The 23,709-nt window shown below is 73.4% G+C and carries 22 protein-coding genes; 11 read left to right on the plus strand and 11 right to left on the minus strand.

What is annotated here, in order from left to right; all coding sequences use genetic code 11:
- Window positions 1–154: 154 nt before the first annotated feature.
- Window positions 155–955, minus strand: coding sequence for a sortase domain-containing protein (locus ACSQ2D_RS00920; RefSeq protein WP_435984141.1), 801 nt, complete (start codon window positions 953–955; stop codon window positions 155–157).
- A gap of 17 nt (window positions 956–972) precedes the next feature.
- On the minus strand, window positions 973–1,752 hold the full coding sequence (locus tag ACSQ2D_RS00925) for a hypothetical protein (protein ID WP_435984142.1): 780 nt from the start codon (window positions 1,750–1,752) through the stop codon (window positions 973–975).
- A 224-nt stretch (window positions 1,753–1,976) separates the two neighbouring features.
- On the opposite strand from ACSQ2D_RS00925, the gene ACSQ2D_RS00930 reads away from it, so the two are divergent.
- Window positions 1,977–2,372, plus strand: coding sequence for a VOC family protein (locus tag ACSQ2D_RS00930; RefSeq protein WP_435984143.1), 396 nt, complete (start codon window positions 1,977–1,979; stop codon window positions 2,370–2,372).
- A 16-nt stretch (window positions 2,373–2,388) separates the two neighbouring features.
- Here ACSQ2D_RS00930 and ACSQ2D_RS00935 read toward each other — a convergent pair whose 3' ends face one another.
- From ACSQ2D_RS00935 to ACSQ2D_RS00950, 4 genes are all read right to left on the minus strand, one after another.
- Window positions 2,389–2,763 (minus strand): iron chaperone, encoded by a 375-nt coding sequence (locus tag ACSQ2D_RS00935; RefSeq protein WP_435984144.1) that lies wholly within the window; start codon window positions 2,761–2,763, stop codon window positions 2,389–2,391.
- 199 nt (window positions 2,764–2,962) lie between these two features.
- The gene (locus ACSQ2D_RS00940) at window positions 2,963–3,637 is read right to left on the minus strand and encodes an alpha/beta hydrolase (protein WP_435984145.1); all 675 of its coding nucleotides are present in this window, start codon (window positions 3,635–3,637) and stop codon (window positions 2,963–2,965) included.
- 173 nt (window positions 3,638–3,810) lie between these two features.
- A complete protein-coding gene (locus ACSQ2D_RS00945; RefSeq protein ID WP_435984146.1) occupies window positions 3,811–4,827 on the minus strand; it encodes a zinc-dependent alcohol dehydrogenase family protein in 1,017 nt (338 codons plus the stop codon).
- Between the two features lie 80 nt (window positions 4,828–4,907).
- Window positions 4,908–5,906 (minus strand): pirin family protein, encoded by a 999-nt coding sequence (locus ACSQ2D_RS00950; RefSeq protein WP_435984147.1) that lies wholly within the window; start codon window positions 5,904–5,906, stop codon window positions 4,908–4,910.
- An 84-nt stretch (window positions 5,907–5,990) separates the two neighbouring features.
- On the opposite strand from ACSQ2D_RS00950, the gene ACSQ2D_RS00955 reads away from it, so the two are divergent.
- Entirely contained in the window at window positions 5,991–7,295 is a 1,305-nt protein-coding gene (locus tag ACSQ2D_RS00955; RefSeq protein WP_435984148.1) for an MFS transporter, read from the plus strand.
- A gap of 147 nt (window positions 7,296–7,442) precedes the next feature.
- Here ACSQ2D_RS00955 and ACSQ2D_RS00960 read toward each other — a convergent pair whose 3' ends face one another.
- Window positions 7,443–8,987, minus strand: coding sequence for a S8 family peptidase (locus ACSQ2D_RS00960; RefSeq protein ID WP_435984149.1), 1,545 nt, complete (start codon window positions 8,985–8,987; stop codon window positions 7,443–7,445).
- Window positions 8,988–9,108: 121 nt separating this feature from the next.
- A complete protein-coding gene (locus tag ACSQ2D_RS00965; RefSeq protein ID WP_435984150.1) occupies window positions 9,109–9,855 on the minus strand; it encodes a hypothetical protein in 747 nt (248 codons plus the stop codon).
- Between the two features lie 201 nt (window positions 9,856–10,056).
- Here ACSQ2D_RS00965 and ACSQ2D_RS00970 point away from each other — a divergent pair, with 201 nt between their 5' ends.
- Window positions 10,057–10,437 (plus strand): hypothetical protein, encoded by a 381-nt coding sequence (locus ACSQ2D_RS00970; protein ID WP_435984151.1) that lies wholly within the window; start codon window positions 10,057–10,059, stop codon window positions 10,435–10,437.
- A gap of 1 nt (window position 10,438) precedes the next feature.
- Complete coding sequence (locus ACSQ2D_RS00975) at window positions 10,439–11,539, plus strand: hypothetical protein (RefSeq protein ID WP_435984152.1); 1,101 nt, start codon at window positions 10,439–10,441, stop codon at window positions 11,537–11,539.
- Window positions 11,540–11,631: 92 nt separating this feature from the next.
- On the opposite strand, the gene ACSQ2D_RS00980 is transcribed toward ACSQ2D_RS00975, so the two are convergent.
- Window positions 11,632–12,423, minus strand: coding sequence for a hypothetical protein (locus ACSQ2D_RS00980; RefSeq protein ID WP_435984153.1), 792 nt, complete (start codon window positions 12,421–12,423; stop codon window positions 11,632–11,634).
- Window positions 12,424–12,737: 314 nt separating this feature from the next.
- On the opposite strand from ACSQ2D_RS00980, the gene ACSQ2D_RS00985 reads away from it, so the two are divergent.
- The 3 genes from ACSQ2D_RS00985 (at window position 12,738) to ACSQ2D_RS00995 (ending at window position 18,003) form a co-directional block, all read left to right on the plus strand.
- Complete coding sequence (locus ACSQ2D_RS00985; protein WP_435984154.1) at window positions 12,738–13,757, plus strand: transposase; 1,020 nt, start codon at window positions 12,738–12,740, stop codon at window positions 13,755–13,757.
- A 48-nt stretch (window positions 13,758–13,805) separates the two neighbouring features.
- The gene (locus ACSQ2D_RS00990) at window positions 13,806–16,016 is read left to right on the plus strand and encodes a cytochrome c oxidase assembly protein (protein ID WP_435984155.1); all 2,211 of its coding nucleotides are present in this window, start codon (window positions 13,806–13,808) and stop codon (window positions 16,014–16,016) included.
- A 376-nt stretch (window positions 16,017–16,392) separates the two neighbouring features.
- Window positions 16,393–18,003, plus strand: coding sequence for a hypothetical protein (locus ACSQ2D_RS00995; protein WP_435984156.1), 1,611 nt, complete (start codon window positions 16,393–16,395; stop codon window positions 18,001–18,003).
- A gap of 10 nt (window positions 18,004–18,013) precedes the next feature.
- Here ACSQ2D_RS00995 and ACSQ2D_RS01000 read toward each other — a convergent pair whose 3' ends face one another.
- Together ACSQ2D_RS01000 and ACSQ2D_RS01005 are read right to left on the minus strand one after the other, a co-directional pair.
- Window positions 18,014–18,403, minus strand: a complete 390-nt coding sequence (locus ACSQ2D_RS01000; RefSeq protein WP_435984157.1) for an SRPBCC family protein — start codon at window positions 18,401–18,403, stop codon at window positions 18,014–18,016.
- A gap of 33 nt (window positions 18,404–18,436) precedes the next feature.
- Entirely contained in the window at window positions 18,437–18,862 is a 426-nt protein-coding gene (locus ACSQ2D_RS01005) for a cupin domain-containing protein (protein ID WP_435984158.1), read from the minus strand.
- Between the two features lie 95 nt (window positions 18,863–18,957).
- Between ACSQ2D_RS01005 and ACSQ2D_RS01010 the strand changes: the two genes are divergently transcribed.
- The 4 genes from ACSQ2D_RS01010 to ACSQ2D_RS01025 all read left to right on the plus strand — a co-directional run bounded on the left by ACSQ2D_RS01010 (window position 18,958) and on the right by ACSQ2D_RS01025 (window position 23,672).
- Entirely contained in the window at window positions 18,958–20,322 is a 1,365-nt protein-coding gene (locus ACSQ2D_RS01010) for an FAD-dependent oxidoreductase (protein WP_435984159.1), read from the plus strand.
- 248 nt (window positions 20,323–20,570) lie between these two features.
- Window positions 20,571–21,782, plus strand: coding sequence for an ROK family protein (locus ACSQ2D_RS01015; RefSeq protein ID WP_435984160.1), 1,212 nt, complete (start codon window positions 20,571–20,573; stop codon window positions 21,780–21,782).
- Window positions 21,779–22,747 (plus strand): carbohydrate ABC transporter permease, encoded by a 969-nt coding sequence (locus ACSQ2D_RS01020; protein WP_435984161.1) that lies wholly within the window; start codon window positions 21,779–21,781, stop codon window positions 22,745–22,747. The genes ACSQ2D_RS01015 and ACSQ2D_RS01020 overlap by 4 nt, the downstream gene beginning before the upstream one ends.
- A complete protein-coding gene (locus tag ACSQ2D_RS01025; protein ID WP_435984162.1) occupies window positions 22,740–23,672 on the plus strand; it encodes a carbohydrate ABC transporter permease in 933 nt (310 codons plus the stop codon). Before ACSQ2D_RS01020 ends, ACSQ2D_RS01025 begins: the two co-directional genes overlap by 8 nt.
- Window positions 23,673–23,709 lie beyond the last annotated feature (37 nt).

A 23,709-nucleotide genomic window follows, 5' to 3' on the forward strand; every position in this document is an offset into this window, starting at 1 on the left:
TCCGTCTATACCAACGCTTTACCTTCCGCTGGATGAGACGTGGATCACACCGCAACGCGGTGCCCGACAAGCCCCCCACGGGTATGCCGCGGGGTCCCTCGGTGGGGACCCCGCGGCATACCTCGGGTCGGTGCTGGTGGAGCCGCGCGGCGGCTCAGGTGGTGCCCGACAGGTGGCCGAAGACGACGACGTTGTCGCGGTACTCGTTGCGGCTGTCGGTGGGACCGCCGCACGTCACGAGGCGGATCTCGGCCTTGGTGAAGTCGCCCTTGTAGACGAGCTCGGTCGGGAACTGCGACTTCTTGTAGGCCGCGACCGTGTCGACGGTGAAGGTCAGGTGCGAGCCGTCCCGGCGCGAGACCTTGACGACGTCGCCGGCCTTGACCTTGCCGAGCTCGTAGAAGATGCCCGGCACGCCCGACGGGGTGTCGACGTGCGCGGCGAGGACCGACGGACCGAGCTGGCCCGGCGTGGGGCCGTCGTCGTAGATCCCGACCTCCTGAGCCGTGCCCGGCACGGAGATCGTCCCGTCGCGCTGGATGCGCAGCGGCACGAAGTGCGACGACCGCACCCCGATCGAGGGGATCTCGATCGACGTCGGCTCGGACGCCTCGAGGAACTCACCGATGCCGCTGCCCTTCGCGTCGCCGCCGGCCGTCCTGCCGGATGTCGGTGTCCCGCCCTGACCGGGGGACGCCGACGGACTCGACCTGGGACTCGACGTGGGGCTCGACGTGGGACTGCCGGACGGGCGCGCCGGCGCTGAGGCCGAGGCAGCCCCGCCCGCCGCGGGAGGCGGCGGACCGGGCGTCCCCGGGTTGCCCCGGAGGCCCATGACGAGCGCCACGATCCCGACGACGACCAGGACGGCCGTGACCGCCAGGGCCGCCGCCACACCCGCGCCGAAGCGACGGGTGGGGCGGTCAGCGCCGGGGAGCCGGGTGCGCTCGGTCATGGGGGTGGTCCCGTCGATCAGGCGCGCGACCGGGCGCGGCGGGCGGCGAAGGCCCCGGTTCCGGCTGCGGCGAGCAGGGCGCCGCCGCCGACGAGCATGAGGGCCTCGTTCTGGCCGCCGCTCTTGAGGCTGTCGGCGGCCAGGCCACCACCGGTGTGCATGCCGCCGGCCGGGGCGACGCGCAGCGCGCCACAGAGGGCCGGGTCGGTGGCCTCGGTCGGGAGCGACTTGTCGAGGTCGCTCTTCGTGTCGCCGGAGTACTTGCCGTCCTCGTTGTAGTCGACGCCGTGGATGACGACGACGGACTCGCCGGCCGAGATCGCCTTGGCGACGTCGCTGGAGACCTTGATGCTGCCGCGCTGGTAGGTCAGCTTGCCGCCGGGCGCGGTGTCGAAGCGGTCGATGGCGAGGCCCGACTTCGGGCTCGTGTCACCGGTCTTCGTCAGCGAGACGACGATGTCGCCGTAGGCCGGGCCACCCTCGGTCGTGTTGAGGTGGCCGTCGCCGTTCTTGTCGTCGGACAGGATCGGGCACTCGTGGCGGGCCTCGGCGCCGAAGTGGATGTGCGCGGCGTGCGGGTTGTCGGGGAGCAGGCCGTTGGCGGCCATCGTCACGGTGATCTTGTTGCCGGTGACCTCGACCATGGCGGTGCCGCTGCCGTCGACACCGTTGCCGGCGACGGGCTTGAGGTTGGCGCTGACCCAGGCGTCCGCGGCGAAGGCCGGGCCGATGCTGAGGGCCATGGCGGCGGCTGCAGCGAGGCTGGCGCCGGCGATCCGAGTGGTGGTGGTGCGCATCTGTGTTCCTCCTTGACGAGGAGACAAACCGTCCATCCTTCTCTGCTTCAGACGGGGGGTCGTCGTCGACCGTCTCCGGGCGGGGGTTCGCCGCCGAGGGCCGGCTGGATTGGGGTTCCACCGAATTTTCTTCGGCCGGCGCGGCCCGTGGCGGGCCCGACGGGTCTTCACTGGAGGGGTCGGGCGCGCACCGCGCCCGCGCACAGGCCATGGAAGGACCCACCGTGCTCCAGGACTCCCACGCCTTCAGCGGCTTCTCCGTCGACGACATCCCCGCGGCCCGGGCGTTCTACGCCGACGCCCTCGGCCTGCGCGTCACCGAGGAGAACGGCATGCTGACGCTCCACCTCGCGGGCGAGGGTGGCGACCGCCCGACCCTCGTCTATCCGAAGCCGAACCACGAGCCGGCGTCGTTCACGATCCTCAACTTCCCCGTGGACGACATCGAGGCCGCGGTCGACGACCTCACGGCCAAGGGGATCGTCTTCGAGCGGTATGCCGGTACCCCGATGGAGACCGACCCCAAGGGGATCTTCCGCGGGGGCGGGCCGCTCATCGCGTGGTTCACCGACCCGGCCGGCAACGTGCTCTCCGTCATGGAGGCGCCCGGCCCCGGCTGATCGGTCCGAGGGCGCCTCAGGCGTCGTGGCCCTCGGTGACGGCGGCGCGGCGCTTGAGGCACAGCTCGGTGATCTCGGAGACGAGCTCGAGCGGGACCGGCCGGCTGATCGGGAAACGCACGGTGTCCTTGGCGCGCCGGTAGGGGCTGATCGCCTCCTCGAACTTCGCGTCGCCCGTCGGGACGGGGTAGAGGCCGACGTGGTTCTTCCACCCGGCGTAGTAGATGAGCGGCTTGCCGTCGACGGTGAACGTCGCCATGCCGTAGCTGATCTTCTCGCCGGCGTGCGGGGCTACCTCGCGGATCGTGCGGCGGACCCCCGCAAGCTGAGTTCGCGTCTCCTCGGGGTAGGAGGCGATGTAGTCATCGACTGACGCAAATCTCGGGGCCAATCCTGGTCCTCACTTAGTTCCGGACCGGTCGTTGGAGGGGGTGCCTCGACTGTATTCGGCAAAGGGGACGACTGCAAAGTAAGCACGCATTTGGTGACCAAATGGTCATAAACCTACAAAACGTGGGTTGTGCGGTGGCTTCCGCAGCAAGACGTGCGGGAGACGGCGCGCGGACGTCTGGGGCTCAGACGTCCGGGCCTCAGACGTCGACCCACGCCTCGCCGGCCAGGACCCGACCGACGACGCCCTCGGGCCGACGGCCGAGGAGGGTGGCGGCGGCGAAGTCGGCTGCCAGGCCGTCGAAGACCTCGTGGCGGCGCAGCATCGCGTGCTTGCCGCCCTCGACGGTGACGTAGCCGACCTCCGCGGTGCGGGCGAGGTCGCGGGCCACGGACGCCGAGCTCGTCGGTCGGGCGACCCGGTCGTCGTCGCCGTGGACGACGAGGATGCGGCGCCCGCTCAGGTCGAGGTGCCCCTCGGTGGGGTAGACCCACGGGTTGAGCGCGACGGCGCTGACGACGGGATCCTCACCGGCGGCGAGCAGCGCCGCGCGTCCGCCGAGCGAGTGCCCGACGAGGCAGACCGGAAGGTCGGGGCCGAAGCGGTCGGCGACCCGACCCAGGGCCCAGCGCACGTCGTCGACCGGCGTGTGGTGGGCGTCCCAGCCGCGCGTCGAGTTGAGCAGGCGCAGCACGGCGAGCTCGCCCTTGGCGGCACGTGCGATGCGGCTCGCGATCGGCACCATCCGCAGCACCGACAGCTGGGTGGGGCTGACCCGCATCGGCTTGCGCCGGGCCGCGCCGCCGTGGAGCACGAGGACGATGCCGCGGGGCGCGCTCGGAGCCGCCGTGTCGATGAGCCGGGCGTGCGTCACGTCTCGCTCCTCTGTCGAAGCCGGGTATGCCGTCTGCTCGGGTTCGCGGGTCACGAGCGGTCTTCGGAGCGCGAGCGTCAACGGCTTGGTGCCCTCACGGCATACCCGATCGGTGCGGCCGGGAGGCCGCTGTCCAGGGTTGGTCAGGGTCGCTCAGTGTCGCTCAGGGTCGTTCAGGGGCGCAGGAGGACCTTGATGGCGCGGCGCTCGTCCATGGCGCGGTAGCCCTCGGCGACGTCGTCGAGGGGGAGCGTCAGGTCGAAGACCTTGCCGGGGTCGATGCGGCCGTCGAGGACGCGGTCCAGCAGGTCGGGCAGGTAGGTGCGCACGGGAGCCATGCCACCAGCGAGGCCGACGTTGCGGACGAACATCTGCCGGACGGGCAGCTCGACGCCGTGCGGGGCGCCGACGAAGCCGACCGTCGAGCCGGGGCGGCCGATGCGGAAGGCGGTCTTCATCGACTGGTCGGTGCCGACGCACTCGAGCACGGAGTCGGCGCCGATGCCGTCGGTCAGCTCGAGGACGGCCTCGACGCCGGCGTCGTCGCGCTCAGCGATGACGTGGGTCGCGCCGAACTCGCGGGCGAGGGCCTGACGCGGCTCGTGACGCGACATCGCGACGATGCGCTCGGCGCCGAGCTCCTTGGCGGCGATGACGCCGCAGAGGCCGACGGCGCCGTCACCGATGACGACGGCCGTGCCCCCGGGCTGCACGCGCGAGGACACGGCAGCGTGCCAGCCGGTCGCCATGACGTCGGCGAGGGTGAGGAGCGAGGGGAGCATCGCGTCGTCGGGCATCCCGTCGGTCGCGACGAGGCTGCCGTCGGCCTGGTTGACGCGGACGAGCTCGGCCTGGCCGCTCTCGGTCCAGCCCTGGTGGTCGCACACCGAGGTCATGCCGGCGAGGCAGTGCGGGCACGTGTTGTCGCAGTGGACGAAGGGGATGACGACGAAGTCACCCTTCTTGATGTTGCGCACGTCGCCGCCGACCTCCTCGACGACACCGACGGCCTCGTGGCCGATCGTCGAGCCGGGCGTGATCGGGTTGGCGCCGCGGTAGGGCCAGAGGTCCGAGCCGCAGATGCAGCCGGCCACGACGCGGACGATGGCGTCGGTCGGGGCCTCGATCGTCGGGTCGGGGACGTCGGTCAGGCGAATGTCACCGGGGGCATGGATCGTCGTCGCGCGCATGCGCCCATCCTTCTCCTGACGGCGGCCCGACCTCAAACCCTGTACACGAGTGACCACTCGAGTGGTCGTCTCGATGCTCGTCAGCCGCGGGACCGGAGGCGCAGGTGGGGCAGGCCGGGCGCGGGGAGGGTGTGGTCCCAGGCGTCCGGGAAGGTGCCGTAGCGCGCGTCGGGCGCCGCGGCGGCATACGACCCCTCCTCGCGCGGGGAGCGCTCGCGCTGCCAGTCCTCGCGGAAGGCGACCACCTCGTCGTGGCTGCGGCCGATGAAGTTCCACCACATGACGATCTGCTCGCCGAAGGGTGCGCCTCCGAGGACGAGGAAGCGCGCGGGCCCGTCGGGGCCCGCCTCGACCGTGATGCGCCCGGCGCCCGTGGCGTGGAAGGCGATCTCGCCGGGCTTGGCGGTGGCGTCACCGACCGTGAGCAGGCCCGTGTCGCAGAGCAGCCCGTGCTCATGAGTGGGGTCGACCTCGATGTCGAGGGAGGCGCCGGCGGCGAGCGTCACCTCGGCGCCGACGAGGTCGGAGAACATCGTCACCGGCGAGGTCTGGCCGAAGAGGGTGCCGAGGAAGACGAGGACCCGCGCGCCGTCGACCTCGGTCACCGGTGGGGCGTAGTGCTCGAAGCCCGGCTGCGTGTCACGGTCGGCGTCGGGGAGCGCGACCCACAGCTGCGCGCCGTGGAGGACGGTCGTGTCGGGGGTGGAGTACTCCGAGTGGGCGATGCCTGAGCCCGCGGTCATGATGTTGAGCTCGCCGGGGCGGACGAACGCGTGCGCGCCGGTGGTGTCGCGGTGCTCGACCTCGCCCGTGAAGAGCCACGACACCGTCTGCAGGCCGGTGTGCGGGTGGCCGGGCACGACCATGCCGCCCGTCTGCGAGACGTCGTCGGGGCCGTAGTGGTCGACGAAGCACCACGCGCCGATGAGCGAGCGCTCGCGCTGCGGGAGGCTGCGGCGCACCGGCATCGCGCGCGGGCCGCCGAGCGGCACCTCCCGGTAGGGCAGGACGACGGCGGTCGAGGGGGTCGGGTCGTCGCCGCAGACGACCTCGGTGGGGTGGCGGTCCGGGTTGCTCACCCGTTCAGGCTAGGCCCGTGGGCAGGTCTGGTCGCAGGTCTCGTCGCAGTTCCGGTCGCAGGTGTGGTTGCTAGGTTGCCCCGCATGACCGACCCGGCTGCCAGCGCTCCCACCGCCGGGGCCGGCTCCGGATCCGACCGTGGCCGCTGGTCGGCGTGGCGGGTCGTGTGGTGGTTCGGCTTCGTCAGCCTCGCCGCCGACATGGTCTACGAGGGCGCGCGGTCGATGTACGGCCCGCTCCTCGCCTCGCTCGGCGCGACGGCGCTCGTCGTCGGGCTCGTCACCGGTGCCGGCGAGGCGATGGCGCTCGTGCTGCGCCTCGTCTTCGGGCCGCTCGCCGACCGGACCGGCCGCTACTGGGGGCTGACGATCGTCGGCTACGGCCTCACCGCCGTCTGCGTGCCGCTCCTCGCCGTGACGCCCTTCGTCGGCGGCGCCGGGCTCGCGCTCGCAGCCGTCCTCATCCTCCTCGAGCGCTCCGGCAAGGCGGTCCGGAGCCCGTCGAAGTCCGCGCTGCTCGCGCACGTCGCGTCGGCGGTCGGCCGAGGGCGGGGCTTCGGCGTCCACAAGGCGCTCGACCAGGTCGGGGCGTTCGCCGGGCCGCTCCTCGTCGCGGGCGTCGTCGCAGCGACCGGCGCGATCTGGCCGAGCATGGCGGTCCTCGCGATCCCCGGTGCGGCCGCGATGCTGCTCCTCGCCGTCATCCGCTACCGGGTGCCCGACCCATCGGTCTACGACGTTGAGACGGTGGGCAGCCCTGCAGCAGAGGCGGTTCCGGGTGGCGACGGTTCCCTTCGCGGGCTGCGCGGGTGGTTCGCCGACGCCATCGGGTCGGGACTGCCGCGGGAGTTCTTCGGCTACGCCCTCGCCGCCGGCCTCATGACCGGGGGCCTCGTGACGTTCGGGATCATCGGCTACCACCTCACCGTCGAGGGGCTCGTCCCCGTCGCCACCGTCCCGGTCGTGTATGCCGGCGCCATGGGCGTCGAGGCGCTCGCCGCCCTCGGGGTGGGGCTCGTCTACGACCGGCGCGGCGGCGCCGTGCTGTATGCCGTGCCGGTGCTCGTCGCGCTCGTCCCCCCGCTCGCGCTGTCGGGCTCCGTCGTCCTCTCCCTCGTCGGGGTCGCCGTCTGGGGCCTGGCCTACGGCGTGCAGGACTCGACGGTCAAGGCGCTCGTCGCGGAGGTCGTGGAGGCGCCTCGCCGCGCGACGGCATACGGCGTCTTCGCGGGGGTGCAGGGGGCGTTCGCGATCGTCGGTGGGCTCGTGGCCGGGTGGCTCTACGACCGGTCGCTGCCCGTGCTGGTCGGCGTCGTCGCGGTGAGCCAGCTCGTCGCGCTCGTCCTGCTCGCCCGCACCGTCCGCTCGCTCCACACTCGACCCGTGTGACGACGGGGCCACTCGAGTAGGGGGGAGGCCCCCTTTCACCGTCGAGTGGCCCCGTCGTCACATGCCGTGACACCCCTCCACCGTCGAGTGGCCCCGTCGTCACGGGACGACGGGGCCACTCGACGGTGAACTGGGGCGCGGGGTGGGTCAGCTGACGGCGTCGAGCGCGTCGACGACACCCTCACCGAAGAAGCTGTTGTCCTCGACCGGGCCGACGCACGTCGGGCCGGCGGTGGTCGTGCCGCACGCCTTGTCGTCGGCCTGTGCGCGCAGCCTGTCGATCATCTGCGCGGGCGTCCACGTCGGGTGGACCGACTTCATGAGGGCGAGCACGCCGGCGACGTGCGGGGACGCCATCGACGTGCCGCTCTTCGTGCCGTAGCCGTTGTTGGCGACGACCGTCGAGAGGATCGACGAGCCGGGGGCGGCGACGTCGATCTTGCCGAGGCCCCGGTTGCTGAACGACGACAGGCGGCTGTCCATCGTGCCGGTCGGGAAGCGCTGCATCGAGCTCACCGTCACGACGCCGTCCAGCTCGGTCGGGATGTCCTCGCACCCGCTGTTGAGCGTGCGGCTGACGAAGCCCGACGCGGGCTGGTCGTCCGGGCTCGTCGTGTCCTTGAACGACGACTTGTCCGACAGGTCACGGGCCGAGTTGCCAGCTGCGGCGGCGTGCACGACACCCTGGTCCGTCGACCACGTCACCGCGCGACGCACGGCCTCCTTGGCGGCGTACTGGTCGGGCTGGTCCTCGCAGTAGAACTCGAACGGGTCGACGTAGTAGCTGTTGTTCGTCACGTCCATGTGCTTGAGGCCCGCCCAGATGAAGCCGCACACGGCGTACTCCGGGTAGATGAAGCCGGCGTCGTTGACGACCTTGACCGCGGCCATCCGGACGTTCGGGGCGACGCCGACGATGCCAACGCCGTTGCGGGCCGCGGCGATCGTGCCGGCCACGTGGGTCCCGTGGTCGCTCGTCGTCGGGTACCAGCCGGTCGCCGACAGGTCGGGCCGACCGGCGTCGGTGCAGTTGACCGAGTCGGCGACGTCGATGTTGGCGGCGAGGTCGGGGTGGTCGGGGTCGATGCCGCTGTCGAGGACGCCGACGAGGACGTCGCGGGAGCCGTCGGTGATCGCGTGGGCCTGGTCGGCCTTGATCATCCGCAGGTCCCACTGCTCGGTCTCGCGCGGGTCGGTGGCCTCGGCGGGCGTCGCGTCGGACTCGAGGTCACCGTTGACGGCCTTCGTCGCACCCTGCTTGTAGCCGGACGCGCCGCGGCCCCAGGACGCCCCCGCGACCTCGGGCGTGCCCTCGGAGACGGCGACGGTGCGGGTCGCGCCGACCGAGTCGACGGCGTTGCCACCCTTCGCGACGACGTCGGCGCGGAAGGTCGACACCTTCGAGTGCGCGATGACGACGCCGATCTGCGGCCACGACTGGACGACGACGCCGCCCGCGGCCCTGACCGCGGTCTCGACGAGACGCGTCTGGCCGGGGTTGGCGATGCGGGCGTTGACGACGTAGCTCATGAGCCGGCCGTCCGGGGTGCTGATGGTGACGGGCGTCGAGACGGGCTCGGCGGTGGTCGCGTCGGTCGAGGCGACGGCGACGCCACCGATCGCTGCGGTCGAGGCGAGGGCGAGCGACGCGACGGCGACGACGCCGCGTCTGGTCAGGCTGGGGTGTCGCATGTGGTGAGCTCCCGTGGTGTGAGGGACGGTGCCGGCGCCCGGATCGGGCGCGTCCCCACATCCTCGGACCGAACTCACGGGTACGCGCGCTGAGACTGGCACGCGCGCGGCGGTGCCGGCTTCAGCTCGTCTCGGCAGGCCGGGTGAGCGGGGCGAGCGCGATGAGGAGCACGAGCGAGGCGAGCGGGCCCAGGCCCCAGGGCAGGAGCATGACCGCGACGGAGACGGCCGCGAGCGCGAGCGAACCGACGGGCAGGTGCCCTTCGACGGCGAGGGCCACGAGCACCACCGCCAGGACGACAGCGGTGAGCACGCCGCCGCCCGACGACAGTGCCGCGGGGACGGCGTCGCCGAGCAGGCCCGTGACGTGACCGAGCCAGACGGTGGCCGTCGCGCCGGCACCGAACGCCGCGAGCAGCGCCGTGGGCACCGCGAGCGGGAGGTGGCGCAGGCGGGCGCCGAGGCTCACCGTCAGCCACGCGAAGCCGGCGACCGACAGGACGAGGAGCACACCGGCGGCCACCGACAGGGCGCCCTGGTCGCGGGCGGCGGCGACCCCGCCGAGCCCCCCGAGACCGCGGAGCCCGTCGAGGGAGTCGAGTCCGTCGACCCAGTCGACGATGCCGTGGGTGAAGAGCAGGAGCGGCGCGACCAGCGCCAGCAGGGGCACCCGGTCCGTCGACTCACGGCTGCCCGGAAGGGGGGTCGTACGCGTGCGCACCCACTCGGGCGCCGGCGCAGCCGGCGCGGTGGCGGGCGTGGGACGCGCGGTGCGCGTCGTCGGGGGCGTGACGGCATACGCGGCCGGTGCGGTGTGGGCCCTCGGGGAGCCGGCGGCGCGGGCCGGGGAGAGCGTGCTCGTCGTCATGGCTCCAGCGTGGCCGTCGGCGGTGACGGTGCCCATCGGGGTCGACCCCGACCCGCCCCCGAACGGCCCCTGAGAGAGCGGGGTGGACGGGTGGGGCATTTTGCCCATTTCGGAGACTTTGACCCTCTTTGGGTCGTACCGTGCGGATGTGGGGCCGAGGTCAGGGTCGGCCCCGTCAAGGCTCTGGTCAAAGGGGTAGACATGTCGGTGCGCTTCAACGCTCCTCCGGGATGGCCGGTTCCGTCGTCGTCGTGGGCTCCCGGTGACGAGTGGATGCCGGACCCCAGCTGGCCGACGCCGCCGCGCGGCTGGACCTTCTGGGTCGTCGAGCAGCGGGCGGCGGGTGACGTGCGGGAGGCCGGCACGCCGCGCTTCGGCACGCCGCCCCGCACGACCGCCGCCACCTACGGCACCGACCGCGGGAGCTGGCTCGCCGGGCTGCGCGCCCGCGCCTCGACCGACGCCCTCGAGGTGGCCACGTCGCCCGGCCGCGCCGTCGAGCCGGTCGCGACGCGCGCCGGTGCCGACAGTGCGTGGGAGCTCGATGGTCTCCTGACGTCTGCAGGCCGGCTGGACATCTGAGGTGGACCTCCTGCTCAGGGTCGCACCGGAGGTGCGGCTCAGCTCGTCGACGTCCGGACTGCGCGCGCTCCTCGACGAGACCGCGGGCACCCGCGTCGGCACCGGCGTCGGCGTGCGCACCGATGCCTCGGCCGTCTCCGACCGCGGCGGCGACGAGACCCCGAGCCTCGCCGAGCTCGAGGTGCGGTCACGTCAGGCCCAGGAGTCCGGCGACCTCAACGCGTTGCGGTCGATCGAGGAGGCGCTCGTCGCGCTGCACCTCGAGAACCATCCGCCGCGCCGCCGGCCCGAGCCGCCCGAGGCCGCCGCGATCCCCGCCAAGGAGCGGAGCCTGCTCGAGCGCAAGGCCTTCCACGCCGCGCTGCCGCAGGTGTCGGTCTTCAAGCGCGCCGCCCGAGCCAAGGCCAAGGCGATCGCCGAGACCGAGGCGGATGGCTTCAGCCGCACCCTCGACCTCGCCCACGTCGTCATCGCCCAGCACCGCGCCGCCGCCCTCGACGACCAGTGGAACGACCTCGCCGGGCACGAGCGCTGCGCGGTCATCGCCGAGCTCGACGCCGACTTCGCCGCGGCCGAGTGCGGCTGCACGTGCGTCGACGCCGGCTGGGACGCCGAGACCTCGCGCGGCTACGTCACGATCGTGGCCCGCTACCCCTCGCTCGACATCGTCGCCGAGCGCGGACCCGGGGTCTCGTCGAGCGGCCGTCGGATGCTGCGCCGCCGCACCCGCTCCGAGCGCAACGCGCTCTACCTCGGTGGGCTCGCCTCGTTCGCGCTGGCCGCTGCCCGCCGGGCGATCAGCATCGCCGTCGCGGCCGACGACATCCACCTCGTCATCGTGCGACCGACCGAGGACGGCGACGGGCTCGAGCCCATCTACGTCGGCAGCCTGAGCCGCGAGGCCGTCACGCTGCGCCCGGCTCTCGCCGACCCGCTGCCGCTGCTGCTCGGTTCGGCGGCCCGGCCGATGCAGTTCGACGGGCCGGCGCACGACCTCGTGGCCGTGGCTCCCGACGCCGACGTCATGGACATCGTGCGCGTGTGCGTGGACGCGCTCGGCGACGAGCAGCTCGACGACCTCCTGGAGACCGGCCACGCCTGACGCCGGCCTCGTCGGCCCGGCACCACGTCGAGGGGCAGCAGGTCGTGGCCTCTCGACGGGTGAGAGGCGCCTTGGCCTCTCGACGGGTGGGGTCAGGCGGGGAGGGTGCAGGCGGCCGACTGGCCCTTGGGGGCCACGGCCAGGTAGCCGGGCAGGGTCGCCAGACCCTTCTGCCACAGCGCCCGCCACGCGGCCTCGGCCGCGGCCGGGGTCATCCCGCCGGCCTTGAAGTGCGACTGGTCCTTGAGGTGGGTCTCCCACGGGGCGACGGCGACGCGGGCCTGCGCCAGCACGCCGTCCACGGTCTTCATCGAGGCCGCGCAGCTGCGGACCGCCTCGGCCTGCGCACCTGTGGCCCCGGCTTCGACGGCACACGCGTCCTTCGAGGCGGCCAGGGCCTTGTCGGCGGCGCGGAAGGCGACGATGTTGTCGGCGGCCTTCTCCGTCGTCGCGGGCCATGCCGCCTTCGCCTGGGCCAGTGTCAGCTTCCCGGCCTGGAGGTCGTTCATGATCTTGAGGTGGCGGTCCCACTGGGAGAGCGAGCGGTAGGCGTCGGCGCGCGCGGCTGACTGCAGACCCCACTTGGCGCGGCACGACGCGACGGCCTGGACCATCGGGTCGGGCTCCGGCGTCTCGGTCGCCGTCCCCGTCGCGGTCTCCGAGGGTGTGGGCGTCGAGGTGGGTGTCGAGGTGGCGGATGTCGTCGGGTCCGGTGTCGTCGTCAGCGGTGCCGCGACGCCCGGGATCGCGCTCGGGGAGCCGCTCGGCTCGGCCGAGGTGAACAGTCCCTTCCCGAACCACACGGCCGCGCCCAGCACGGCGACGGCGACCACCCTGATGAGGACGGGCAGGATCCCCCGTCGACCCCGCTCCTGCTCCTTCATCTGCCGTCGTGTCTGCGGCTGCTGCCCCATCCCATCCCCCACTCGCCAGCCGGTCGCGCGGATGCCCCGGCCCCCACCGGCACTTGCGACCTCGGTTGCACGATAACCCGCTACCCGTGCGTACCTGACCCGAAACCCCTTGTCATCTGGTCGAATAGGGCGGAATGGGTCGTTGTCCGGCGTCACCGGAGGCCTGCCCGACTGGTGGCCACGGGGTGATGCTGCATCCCTGATCAGCGCTATCCTCCGAGCGAATCCTGTTGTGTCATGGGTCATCCGGTGCTTCTCGGGGGAGTGGAGCGGGGGTGGTGGTCGTGACCGAGCTTCCGCCCGGCAAGGGTCCGGATGCACCCGGTCAGAGTGTCCAGAGTTCGAAACGTCACTACGACAGTGGATTTCGGGCATATGCCGTCGAACGGGCCAAAGCGCCCGACGCGCGGCTCTCCGTCGTGTCGGCAGAGCTCGGGGTCAGCGCCAGCAGCCTCCGACGATGGGTCAAGGCGTACGACAGCGCGTCGGCCCTCGCCGCGGACGCGCCGCCGGTGCCGGACCCCGCGCCGGCGCTGGCGCAAGCCCGGGCTCCAGCCGTCTCGACCCCCGTGCCGGTCGAGGCCGGGTGGTCCGGGCCCGCTCGACACGAGGACTCGCACGTCATCGCCATGATCGACGCGATCCTCGAGATGTTCCCCGGCCCGGGCGCGCTGCCCGCGGACCACGAGCTCGACGTCGCGGGCCCAGGCGAGCAGCGTGCTGCCGCGGCTCCGGGCGACCGCATCCCGCTGCACCCGGGCGACGACATCTTCCCGGCGCTGTCCAAGCTGCTGCCCGTCTACCGCTTCCCGATCATCCTGGCCGCCCTGCTCGGCGCGATCGTCGTGTCGAGGTTCGTGCCCACCGACTACGCCCTGCGGCCCACGGTCGTGGCCGTCCACGTGCTGGCGCTCGTCGTCTCCTTCGGCGCCGTCCTCGTCATCGACTGGCACGGACTGCTCTGGCTCGCCGGACGTCGCCGCCTCACCGAGTCGACCCGGCTCGCGGCCGGCGCGGGCCCGCTCATCTGGGGCGGGCTGGCGGGGCTCATCGCGTCCGGGGCGCTGCTCCACCCCGACCTCGGCTCGCCGCTGACGGTCACCAAGCTCGTCCTCGTGCTCGCCGTCGCCTGGAACGGCGCCGCCATGTCTGCCCTCCGTCGGCGCATGGCGCAGCTGCCGGCATACGTCACGCCCGGCAACCTGCCCCGCCGCGACTGGCGCCTCATGATGACGGCCACCGTCGTGTCCCAGATCGGGTGGTGGGGCGCCATCCTCATCGGCTTCGTCAACTCGTCGACATGAACGGGCACTCCAGCAGGCAGGGGAAGACATGAGATCGAGCGGGCGGACATGAGCAGCCCGGTGCGACCCGACGCGTCGCGAGCCGCGTCGAGGGCTGCCGCGGACGACCTCCGGCCGGTGCCGCGGCAGCCTGCCGTGCGGCGCTCCGTGCCCCCGGGCCTCGCTCCGGTGGTGGCCGTGGTCGCCGGTCTGGTCGCGTGCGTCGTGGCGGCGAGCTCGACGGGGGCCATGGACCCGCTCGTCTTCGTCGAGGACGCGGGTCCTCTCGTCCGGTGGTCGGTGCCGCTCGTCCGGGTCGTGCACGACGTCGCGGCGGCCGTCACGGTCGCCTCCCTCGTGTTCGCCGCCTCGCTCGTGCCCGCGCCCGCCCGGTCGGGGCCGAGGATCCGGGCCGTCGCGGCGCCCGCACCCATGCGCCTCGCCGTCGGTGCCGGCTTCGTCTGGGTCGTCACCGCGCTGGCCGGGGTGGTGCTCACCTTCGCGGACGCCGCCGGCCTGCCGCTGTCGAGCCCGGCCCTGGTGCAGCAGCTCGGAGCGCTGGTGTGGCAGATCGACGCGACGAGGATCGGGCTCATCAGCGGCGCGTGCGCCTTCGTCGTCGCGACCGGGGCGGCGGTGGCACGTAGCCGGGTCGCGGCCGTCTGGCTCGGGACCCTCGCCGCGGTCGGCATCCTGGTGCTCGGACTCGCGAGCCACACGGGCGCCTCCGACGACCACGAGACGTCGGTCAACGCCATGGGCCTGCACCTGCTCGGGGCGACGACCTGGGTCGGTGGGCTCGTCGTGCTCGTCATGCTCCACCGCTGGCTCGGGGAGGCGCTGGGGGTGACGGCCCGGCGCTACTCGACGGTGGCGCTCGCCGCCTTCGTCGCCGTCGGGCTCTCCGGGGTGCTCGCGGCGACGACGCGCCTCGCTGCGTGGTCCGAGCTCGGCACGCCCTACGGACTGCTCCTCGTCGTGAAGTCCGTCGCCTTCGTCGCGCTGGGCGTGGCCGGCTGGTGGCACCGCCGGACGACGCTCGCCGACCTCGACGCAGGGGTCGGGCACCGGGCGTTCCTGCGGCTCGCACTCGGGGAGGTGGCGGTCATGGGTGCGACCTTCGGCGTCGCCGCGGCACTCTCGCGCAGCGCGCCGCCGGTGCCCGAGGAGCTGCCCGACCCGACGCCCGCGCTCGCCGTGACCGGCTTCCCGGCGCCGCCCGACCCCGCCGCCGTGGCGTGGTGGGCGACCTGGCGCACCGACTGGCTCTGGCTCGCGGTGGCCGTCGTCGTCCTGGGGTTGTATGCCGTCGGCATCGTCGCCGCGCGCGTGGCCTCCGCGCGTGCTCTCGTCGAGTCGCACAGCGACGACAGTCGCGCGGGAGTGCGCGACGACAGTCGCGCGGAAGTGCGGGATGTCAGCCGGGCGGCACTGCGGGACAGTCGCGCGGGGCGTCGTCGCGCGCAGGCCGTGCTGGGTTGGTCGCGCTGGCGCACCGCCGCGTGGGTGCTCGGGTGCCTCCTGCTCGTGTGGACGACGAGTGGCCCGCTCGGGACCTACGGCCGCGTCTCGTTCTCATGGCACACGGCGCTCCTGCTCACGCTCGCGCTCGTCGTCCCGCTGCCGCTCGTGGCCGGGTCACCGCTGACGCTCGCCGAGCGGGCGCTCTCGCCGCGCGACGACGGCACCCTCGGGCCGCGCGAGGTCGTCGTCGGCGTCGGGCGGTCCCGTGCCGTCACGGTGCTGACGCGTCCGGTCGTGGCGACGGTCGTGCTCGTCGCCGGCCTCGTCGTGCTGCACACGGCCCGCCCGCTCGAGCTCGTGCTCACCACCCATCCTGGACACCTCGTGATGGTGGGGTCGGCGCTCACCGTCGGGGTCCTCTGGGCAGCGGCGATGACGGCAGGGACGGTGCGGACGCCGGACACGGAGAGGACGGCAGGCACGGTCCCGCCCGACCGGCAGCCGGACGCCCGGGGTGGCAGCCCGTCACGCACGGTCCTCGGGTGCCTCGGCGCGCTCGTGCTGGGCGCGTTCGCCGCGGCGGCCTGGCTGGCCCGAAGCCCGTCCGTCCTCGCCGCCGAGCAGCTCGGCGGCCTCGAGCTGCCGTGGCTGCGTGACCTCGCCGCCGACCAGGTGCGTGCCGGTGCCGTCGTGCTCTTCGTCGTCGTGCCGGTGTGCGTCCTCCTTGCCGTCGTCGGCATGTCGAGGTCGCAGCCGAGGTCGCAGCCGAGGTCGCAGCCGAGGTCGCAGCGGAGGCCGGACGGGAGGGGGCGCTGAGAGCGGGTGGGGGCGGACGGCATACGCCCTCGTCGCGAGCCGACCACGGCAGGGATTCCGGCGCTACGCTGCGACGACGGGTGCGCGGACTTCTGGACCATCCCTCCACCGCGGGCCCGTCGATGCGCGATGATGCCCGGCGGGGAGGGCCATGAGGGGTGGCCGAGGGGTGGCCGAGGGGGGCCGTGCTGTGACCATTTGCTTCAACCCGCCGCCGGGGTGGCCGACGCCGCCTGCGACGTGGGTGCCGCCTGACGAGTGGCTGCCCGACCCCGAATGGCCCGAGCCTCCGGCCGACTGGAGCTTCTGGTCGGTGACCGCGCAGCCGCCCCGGTCGGAGAGGTCCCGGCGTGCCGGGCGCGGGCGCCTGAGCAAGGTGTCCTTCCCCATCGCCACCGTGGCCGCGCAGTCGACGGTGTCCCTCGCCGCCCTCTTCCCCGAGCGGGGTCGACAGGCTTCCGCGACCTATGGGGGCTACGGCAGCTCGTCGGGCGGCGCCGCGGCTCCAGCGATGAAGGCTGGGCGGGAGTACTACGAACCACGAGGCTGGGGCGGCTCGGCGTCCGGTGGCGTCGCTGACCCGGTCAACGGGTCGGTGCTCAACGGCTCCGCGTCGGCCGTGCCCGGACGCCTTCTCGTGCAGGCCGACCCGGCCACCGACGCCGCCGAGGCCGGCCCTGGCGACGAGCCCGAGGTGACGCCGGGCATCCGGCTGTCACCGATCCTGCGGCTCGTGGCGCACCCGTCCGGTCTGCGCGTGCAGTTCCGGGTCGGCGGTCCGGTGGCCGCGGCGCTCGCCGACGTCATGACGCCGGCGATCGAGGCCGCCACCCCGGGCCTCGGCTCACCACAAGGGGGCTCGTCCGGGCGTTCGGCTCAGGCCTCCGGCCGAGAGGGGCGGGGAGGGCGGCAGGGCCGGCTCAGCCTGCTGCGGCGCGGTCGGCGCGACGCCGGTGGCCTGCCGGTCGATGGGTCGGCAGGCCGAGCGCCGGGAGGTCACGGCGCGCTCTCGATCCGCGAGCTCGCCGGCCGGGCCCTCACGGCCCGCCGCGAGGCCGACCGTGACGAGGCCCTCGCCGTCGACCGCGACCTGTGCTCCCTGCACCGTCAGCCGTTCAGCGCGATCCGCCCGCCGGCGGTGACGCCGCTCGTCCCCGTGACCGCCTCCGAGGTGGCGGCCATCCGGCAGCAGGCCCTCGCCGCGACCGGCGCCACGGCCAAGGGCCTCTCGCGCGCCGAGAGCACGGAGCTCAAGGCGCTCGCCACCGAGCGGGCAGCCGCGTTCGTCAGCGCCAGCAACGTCGCGCGTCGGGTGCTGCACGATCGGCAGGAGGCGCTCGCATCGGGTGCGTGGCAGCTCCTCGAGTCGCACGACCCGGCTGCCGTCGTCGCCGTCGTCGACGAGGCGCTGCGGCTGTCAGGCAGCGACGTCACGTGCCTCGACGCCGGTCTCGACCCGGTGACGCAGCGGGCCTACGTCACCGTCCTCGTGCGCTTCGCGACCATCGGCATCGTCGCCGAGGAGGGCCGCGAGGTCACCGCGTCGGGCCGCACGTCGTGGCGTGCGCGCACGGCCTGGGAGCGCAACGGGGTGTATGCCGCCGGGCTGGCTGCCGTCGTCCTCGCCGCCGCGAAGCAGGTCGACAGCATCGCCCCGGCGACTGACGACGTCAACGTCGTCGTCGTCCGCCCGACCCGCAACGGCCGTGGCGTCGAGCCGGTCTACGTCGGGCGGCTCGACCGGGAGGACGCGTCGCTGCGCCATCCCGAGGCCGACCCGCTGCCGCTCGTCATCAGCTCCGCCGTGCCACACGGCATACGGATCCACGGTCCGGAGCGCGAGGTCACCGCGCTCGAGCACGCGGCCGACGTCGACGGAGCGCTGCGCGAGATCGTCGACGCGTGCCGCGCCGCGGACGCGCAGGCCGCCCGGCTCCGGCACGGGGGTCGGGTGCAGGCCGGCGGGTCCGTCCCTCCCGCAGGCTAGATCGCGCCGGCTAGAGGTCGCGCCGGACGAGGCGCCGCAGCGCGAGGGCCGCGACGGGTCGGTAGCCGACGACGGCGAAGGCCGGCCCGTCGATGACGAGCTCGGTCGTGCAGCCGCCAGGCGCCGGCCGGACGACGTGGTCGAGGGTGGCGTGCACGGGGCCGAGGCGCACGTGCCAGCTCCACTCCATCGCCTCCGCGTCGACCGACAGCACCTCGAAGGGAACGCGCACCCCGAGCGGGCCGACGACGAGCCCGTTGAGCCCGGGCGCGATGCGCGGCGTCGCGGCGATGACCTCCTGGATCTGGGGCGACCAGCTCGACCAGAGGTCGAGGTGCTCGTAGCGGGCCCAGGCGACGGCCGGGTCGGCGCCACCGCTCGCCGTGATCGTCGCGCGCACCGCTCAGCTCCCTTGTCGCTCAAGCACGGTCGATCACGCGCTGTCTGCGGTCGGGGCCGGCGCGGGCCCGTCGACGTTGACCGTCGGCGTGCCGGAGCCGCAGCGCACGATGACGGCCCGCGACGTGCCGTCGCCCGGGTTGGACTCGCGGTGCACGGCTCCGGCCGGCACGCGGAGGAAGTCGCCGGGGCCGGCCTCGACGACGACCTCGCCGCCCGGACCGGACTCGAGCCGCATCCGGCCCGAGACGACGTAGAGCGTCGTGTCGTGCTCGCCGTGGTGGTGCCACCCGGACACGGCGCCGGCCTCGGTGTCGACGGTGCCCGACCACATCGACTCGGTGTGCAGGGCGACCTGCCGGCTCATCCCCGGCGTCGGGTCGGCCGGGCTGAGGGCGTCACCCGCGACGTGGCTGCACGGCTCGGCGGCGGCGGTCGGAAGGTCGGTGTGCTCCGTCATGCCCCCATCAAACCCCCACGGCTCTAGCCTTGTCGTGTCCTTGTTCGTGTCGTGGTTCGTGTCCCGTTCGTGTCGTCGGCGAGGTGAGGTGGCGCGTGGCAGCCGGTCGTGCTGGTCAGGTCGTCGTCGTGGGCGGCAGCATGGCGGGACTGTTCGCGGCCCGGGCGCTCGCCGAGCACGCCGAGTCGGTCGTCGTGCTCGAGCGGGAGCACCTGCCCGAGGCCGTCGGGCCGCGCGGCCGCGTGCCCCAGGGACGGCACCTGCACCTGCTGCTCTCGGCAGGCCTCGACCTGCTGCGTGACTGGTTCCCCGGGATCGAGGACGAGCTGGAGAGCCACGGGGCCGTACGCGTCGACGGCACCGGGGCGTGGGTGCACCAGGGCGGTGCCTACCGCGCCCGCGGCGACTGGGGCCGGCCGGCCGTCTCGCAGACGAGGCCCCTGCTCGAGCACGTCGTGCGCTCACGGGTCGCTGCGCTGCCCGGGGTGAGCGTCGAGGACGGCGTGACCGTCGAGGGCGTCGTCCGGTCCGGGCGTCGCGTGACGGGGGTCGTCGTGGACGGGCAGGAGCGGCCGGTCGACCTCCTCGTCGACTGCTCCGGGCGCAGCTCGCGCCTCGCGCACGACCTGGCGGCATCGCACGTGCTCGACCCGCCCGTGACCCGCGTCGGCATCGACATCGGCTACGCGTCCTTCACGATGCGCCGGTCGCCCGACGACTTCGAGGGCCACTTCGTCGTGTGCATCGAGAACCCGGGTTCCTTCCGTGGAGGTGCGGTGCTGCCCGTCGAGGGGGACCGGTGGCAGGTGACGCTCGCGGGCGTCCACGGTGACGCGCCGCCGGCGACCGACGAGGGCATCGCGGCGTTCGCGGCGAGCCTCCCGACCCCGGCCGTCGCCCAGCTCATCGGCCGGTGCGAGCGGCTCTCCGAGGTGTCGACCTACCGCTTCCCGTCGAGCCAGCGCCGGCACTACGAGAAGGTGCGTGACCTCCTCCCCGGGCTCGTCGTGCTCGGTGACGCGGCGAGCAGCTTCGACCCGATCTACGGCCAGGGCATGACCTCCTCGGCGCTCCAGGCGGCGGCGCTGGGTGAGGTCGCGTCGCGGGTCGGTGTCGCGGCCGATGATCTGCCAAAACGGTTCCATCGCAAGGCCGCTCGCATCATCGACGCGCCGTGGCGCATCGCGGTCGGCGGCGACTTCGGCCACCCTGCGACCGAGGGTCCGCGGCCGCTCGGCACGGCCGAGCTCAACGGCTACCTCCAGCGCGTCGTCCGCGCCTCGCACGCCTCGGTCCCCGTCGCGCGGGCCTTCAACCGGGTGCTCCAGCTCGCCGAGCCACCGACGTCCCTCGTCCACCCGGCGCTCGTCGCGCGTGTGCTGCGCGAGTCGGGCCGCTCACCCGTCGCGACCGGCGCGGCGATCCGCCACCCCCGGGTCGGCCCCGCGCAGACCGGCTGACCGTGCGGGAGTGACCACTCGACGGCGCGGGGGTCGTGAGCGGGGGTGGTGAGCGGGGGTCGTGAGCGGGAGCGGGAGCGCGCGGGGCCCGTGCGGGAGTGACCACTCGACGGGGTGCCCGTCGGGTGGTCATGTCGGTTCGGGTCAGGCTCTTGACGACCCGCATCGACAGGTCTATGTTTCGACCTAAATTAAGTCCTGAACTTAGTCCCCGACCGAGCCAGGACACCCCCTCAGAAGGTGAGTCGATGACGACCAACGGACACGCAGCCGGGCGCGGCGACCTCGTGCGCGCCAGCGTGCTCGGCCTCCTCGGCACCCGGGGCCCGTCGTCCCGCGCCGACATCGCCCGCATCCTCGGCGTCAGCCCCGCGACGGTCACCCAGACGACGAAGGAGCTGCTCGCCCGCCGCCTCGTCACCGAGCTCGAGTCGGTCCCGAGCGCGGGCGGTCGCCCGGCTCGCCTGCTCGGCCTCGACCGCGCGGCCGGCTACGCCATCGGCGCCAAGGTGACGGCCGACCACATCGCCATCGTCGGCGTCGACCTCGACGGCACGGTGCGCTCGTCGGAGTCGGTCCCCTTCGACCCGGCGCCCCGCGACGCCCTCGACGTGCTCTGCTCCGCCCTCGCCGACGCGGTCGCCCGCCAGGAGGGCAACCTCCTCGGGGTCGGCGTCGGCATCCCCGGTGCCGTCGACTCCCAGGCCTCGGGGATCGTCGACGCCCCGACCATCGGCTGGCAGCGTGCAGCCGTCGGCCAGCGCCTGCGCGACCGGCTCGGCGTCCCCGTCCTCGTCGACAACGACGTCAACACCCTCGCCGCCGCCGAGAGCGTCTACGGCATCGGCCGCCGGCACGACTCCTACATCGTCGTCACCATCGGTCGCGGGGTCGGCTGCGGCATCGTCCAGCACGGTCTCGTCGTCCGGGGCGCGCACGGCGGAGCCGGCGAGATCGGCCACGTCCCCGTCACCGAGGACGGCCCGACGTGCGGCTGCGGCAACGTCGGCTGCCTCGAGGCCTACGTCGGCGAACCGGGCCTGGTCGACGAGGCGCGCCGCTGCGGGGCCATCGCCGCCGACGGCTCGCTCGCCGACCTCTCCCGTGCCGCGGCCGACGGCGACGAGCAGGCCCTCGCCGTCTACGAGCAGGCGGGCCGGCTCCTCGGCCGCGCCCTCGCCGGCGTCGTGCACACCCTCGACCCCGAGTGCGTCGTCCTCATGGGCGAGGGCATGGGCGACTGGCAGCACTGGGAGGCCGGCTTCGAGTCCTCCTTCCGCCGCCACCTCATGCCGACCCGCCGTGACGTCCGCTGCGTCAGCGAGCCCTGGACCGAGGACCAGTGGGCCGTCGGGGCCGCCTCGCTCGTGCTCGCGACGCCCTTCGACGCCGTTGCCGGCGGCGAGCAGGGCGAGCTCGTCCGGGCCCGTCTCCAGTCCGCGAACGAGGTCGTCTCGTGACCGCCACGACCGGGTCGGCGACGCCACCGTCCACCCACCCGACGCCGCAGACGGCCGGCAGCACACGGCATACGCCCGCTCCCGGGCTGCGGGCCCGCGCGTGGCGCAACCGCGGCTGGGTCCTCTTCTTCCTCGCGCCGAGCGCGGTCCCGCTCATCCTCTTCACGGCCGTCCCGATGATCAGCTCGATCTGGGTGAGCCTGCACGAGTGGAACCTCATCTCGGCCATGAGGTGGGTCGGGCTCGACAACTACACCGACCTGCTCAGCGACGAGCAGACGCGCGAGGTCTTCACCCACACCCTCATCTACTGCGCGGGCTACCTGCCGCTCGTCTACGTCGGCGGTCTCGGCCTCGCGCTCGCCCTCAACCAGCGGATGCCGGCGCGGTCCTTCTTCCGCGCCGCCTACTTCCTCCCCGTCGTGACGAGCTGGGTCGTCGTGGCCCTCGTGTGGAAGTGGCTGCTCAACCCGAGCAACGGCCTCGTCAACACGATCCTCGGCGCGGTCGGCCTGCCCGAGCCGGGCTGGTGGACCGACCCGAACTGGGCCCTGCCCGCCGTCATCCTCAGCTCGGCGTGGAAGGACCTCGGCTTCGTCATGGTCATCATGCTGGCCGGGCTCCAGGCGATCCCGGGCGACGTCATCGAGGCCGCGACGGTCGACGGCGCCGGTCCGTGGCAGCGCTTCTGGCGGATCACCCTGCCGCTGCTGTCGCCCTCGACGTTCTTCGTCGTCGTCATCTCGCTCATCAACGGCTTCCAGGTCTTCGACCAGGTCTACGTCATGACGGGTGGGGGGCCGCAGGGCTCGAGCCAGGTCGTCGTCGGCCAGGTCTACGACCTCACCTTCCGCTACGGCCGGGCCGGCGAGGCCAGCGCGCTCTCGTGGATCCTCTTCGCCGTCATCCTCCTCATCACGGCCGTGCAGATCCGCGGCCAGAAGCGCTGGGTGCACCATGCCTGACCAGCTGACCCTCCAGCCGCCGACGTCGTCGGGCTCGTCGGGCTCGTCGGGGGCACCGAGCTCGCCGAGCACGTATGCCGCCGGGCCCCCGCCGGTCTCGCCCGCCCGGCGCCGCTTCGGCTGGCTCACGGCCCTGCGGTATGCCGCCGTGCTCGCCGGCGCGGTCGTCATGCTCTTCCCGTTCCTCTGGACCGTCGTCACCAGCATCACGCCGGAGGGGTCGCTCGCCGACGGGCCGAAGCTCTGGGTCGACGACCCCACGACCGCCGCCTACGACACGCTCCTCGCGACGCTGCCGATGTGGCGGATCCTGCTCAACTCGTTCTGGATCGCCGTCGTGTCGACCCTGCTCCAGCTCGTCACCGGCACCATGGCGGCCTACGGCTTCGCGCGCCTCGGCTTCAAGGGCAAGAACGTCGTCTTCGCGCTCTACCTCGCGACGCTCATGGTGCCGATGCAGGTGCTCGTCGTGCCGCTCTTCATCGAGATGAAGGCGCTGGGCCTCCAGGACACCTACATGGCGCTGCTCGCGCCGTCGATCGCGTCGGCGTTCGGGGTGTTCCTGCTCAAGCAGGCCGTCGAGGGCGTCCCCCGCGAGCTCGACGAGGCCGCCACCATCGACGGCGCCGGCCACCTGCGCATCTTCGCGACGATCATCGTGCCGCTCATCCGGCCCGCCCTCGCGACCGTCGCCGTCTTTGCGTTCATGGGCAGCTGGAACAGCTTCCTCTGGCCGCTCGTCGTCATCCGCTCGCCCGAGTTCATGACCCTGCCGCTCGGACTGTCCACGCTCCACGGCCAGTTCACGACCGAGTGGGACGTCGTCATGGCCGGGTCGGTCTTCTCGATCGTGCCCATCGCGATCGTCTACCTGCTGGCCCAGCGCCACATCATCGCCGGCGTCGCGCACTCCGGCCTCAAGTGACCCGCACCACGCTTCTCCATCAACCCGGCATCCGAAA

Source organism: Terrabacter sp. LjRoot27, from assembly GCF_964254175.1.
Taxonomy (GTDB): domain Bacteria; phylum Actinomycetota; class Actinomycetes; order Actinomycetales; family Dermatophilaceae; genus Terrabacter.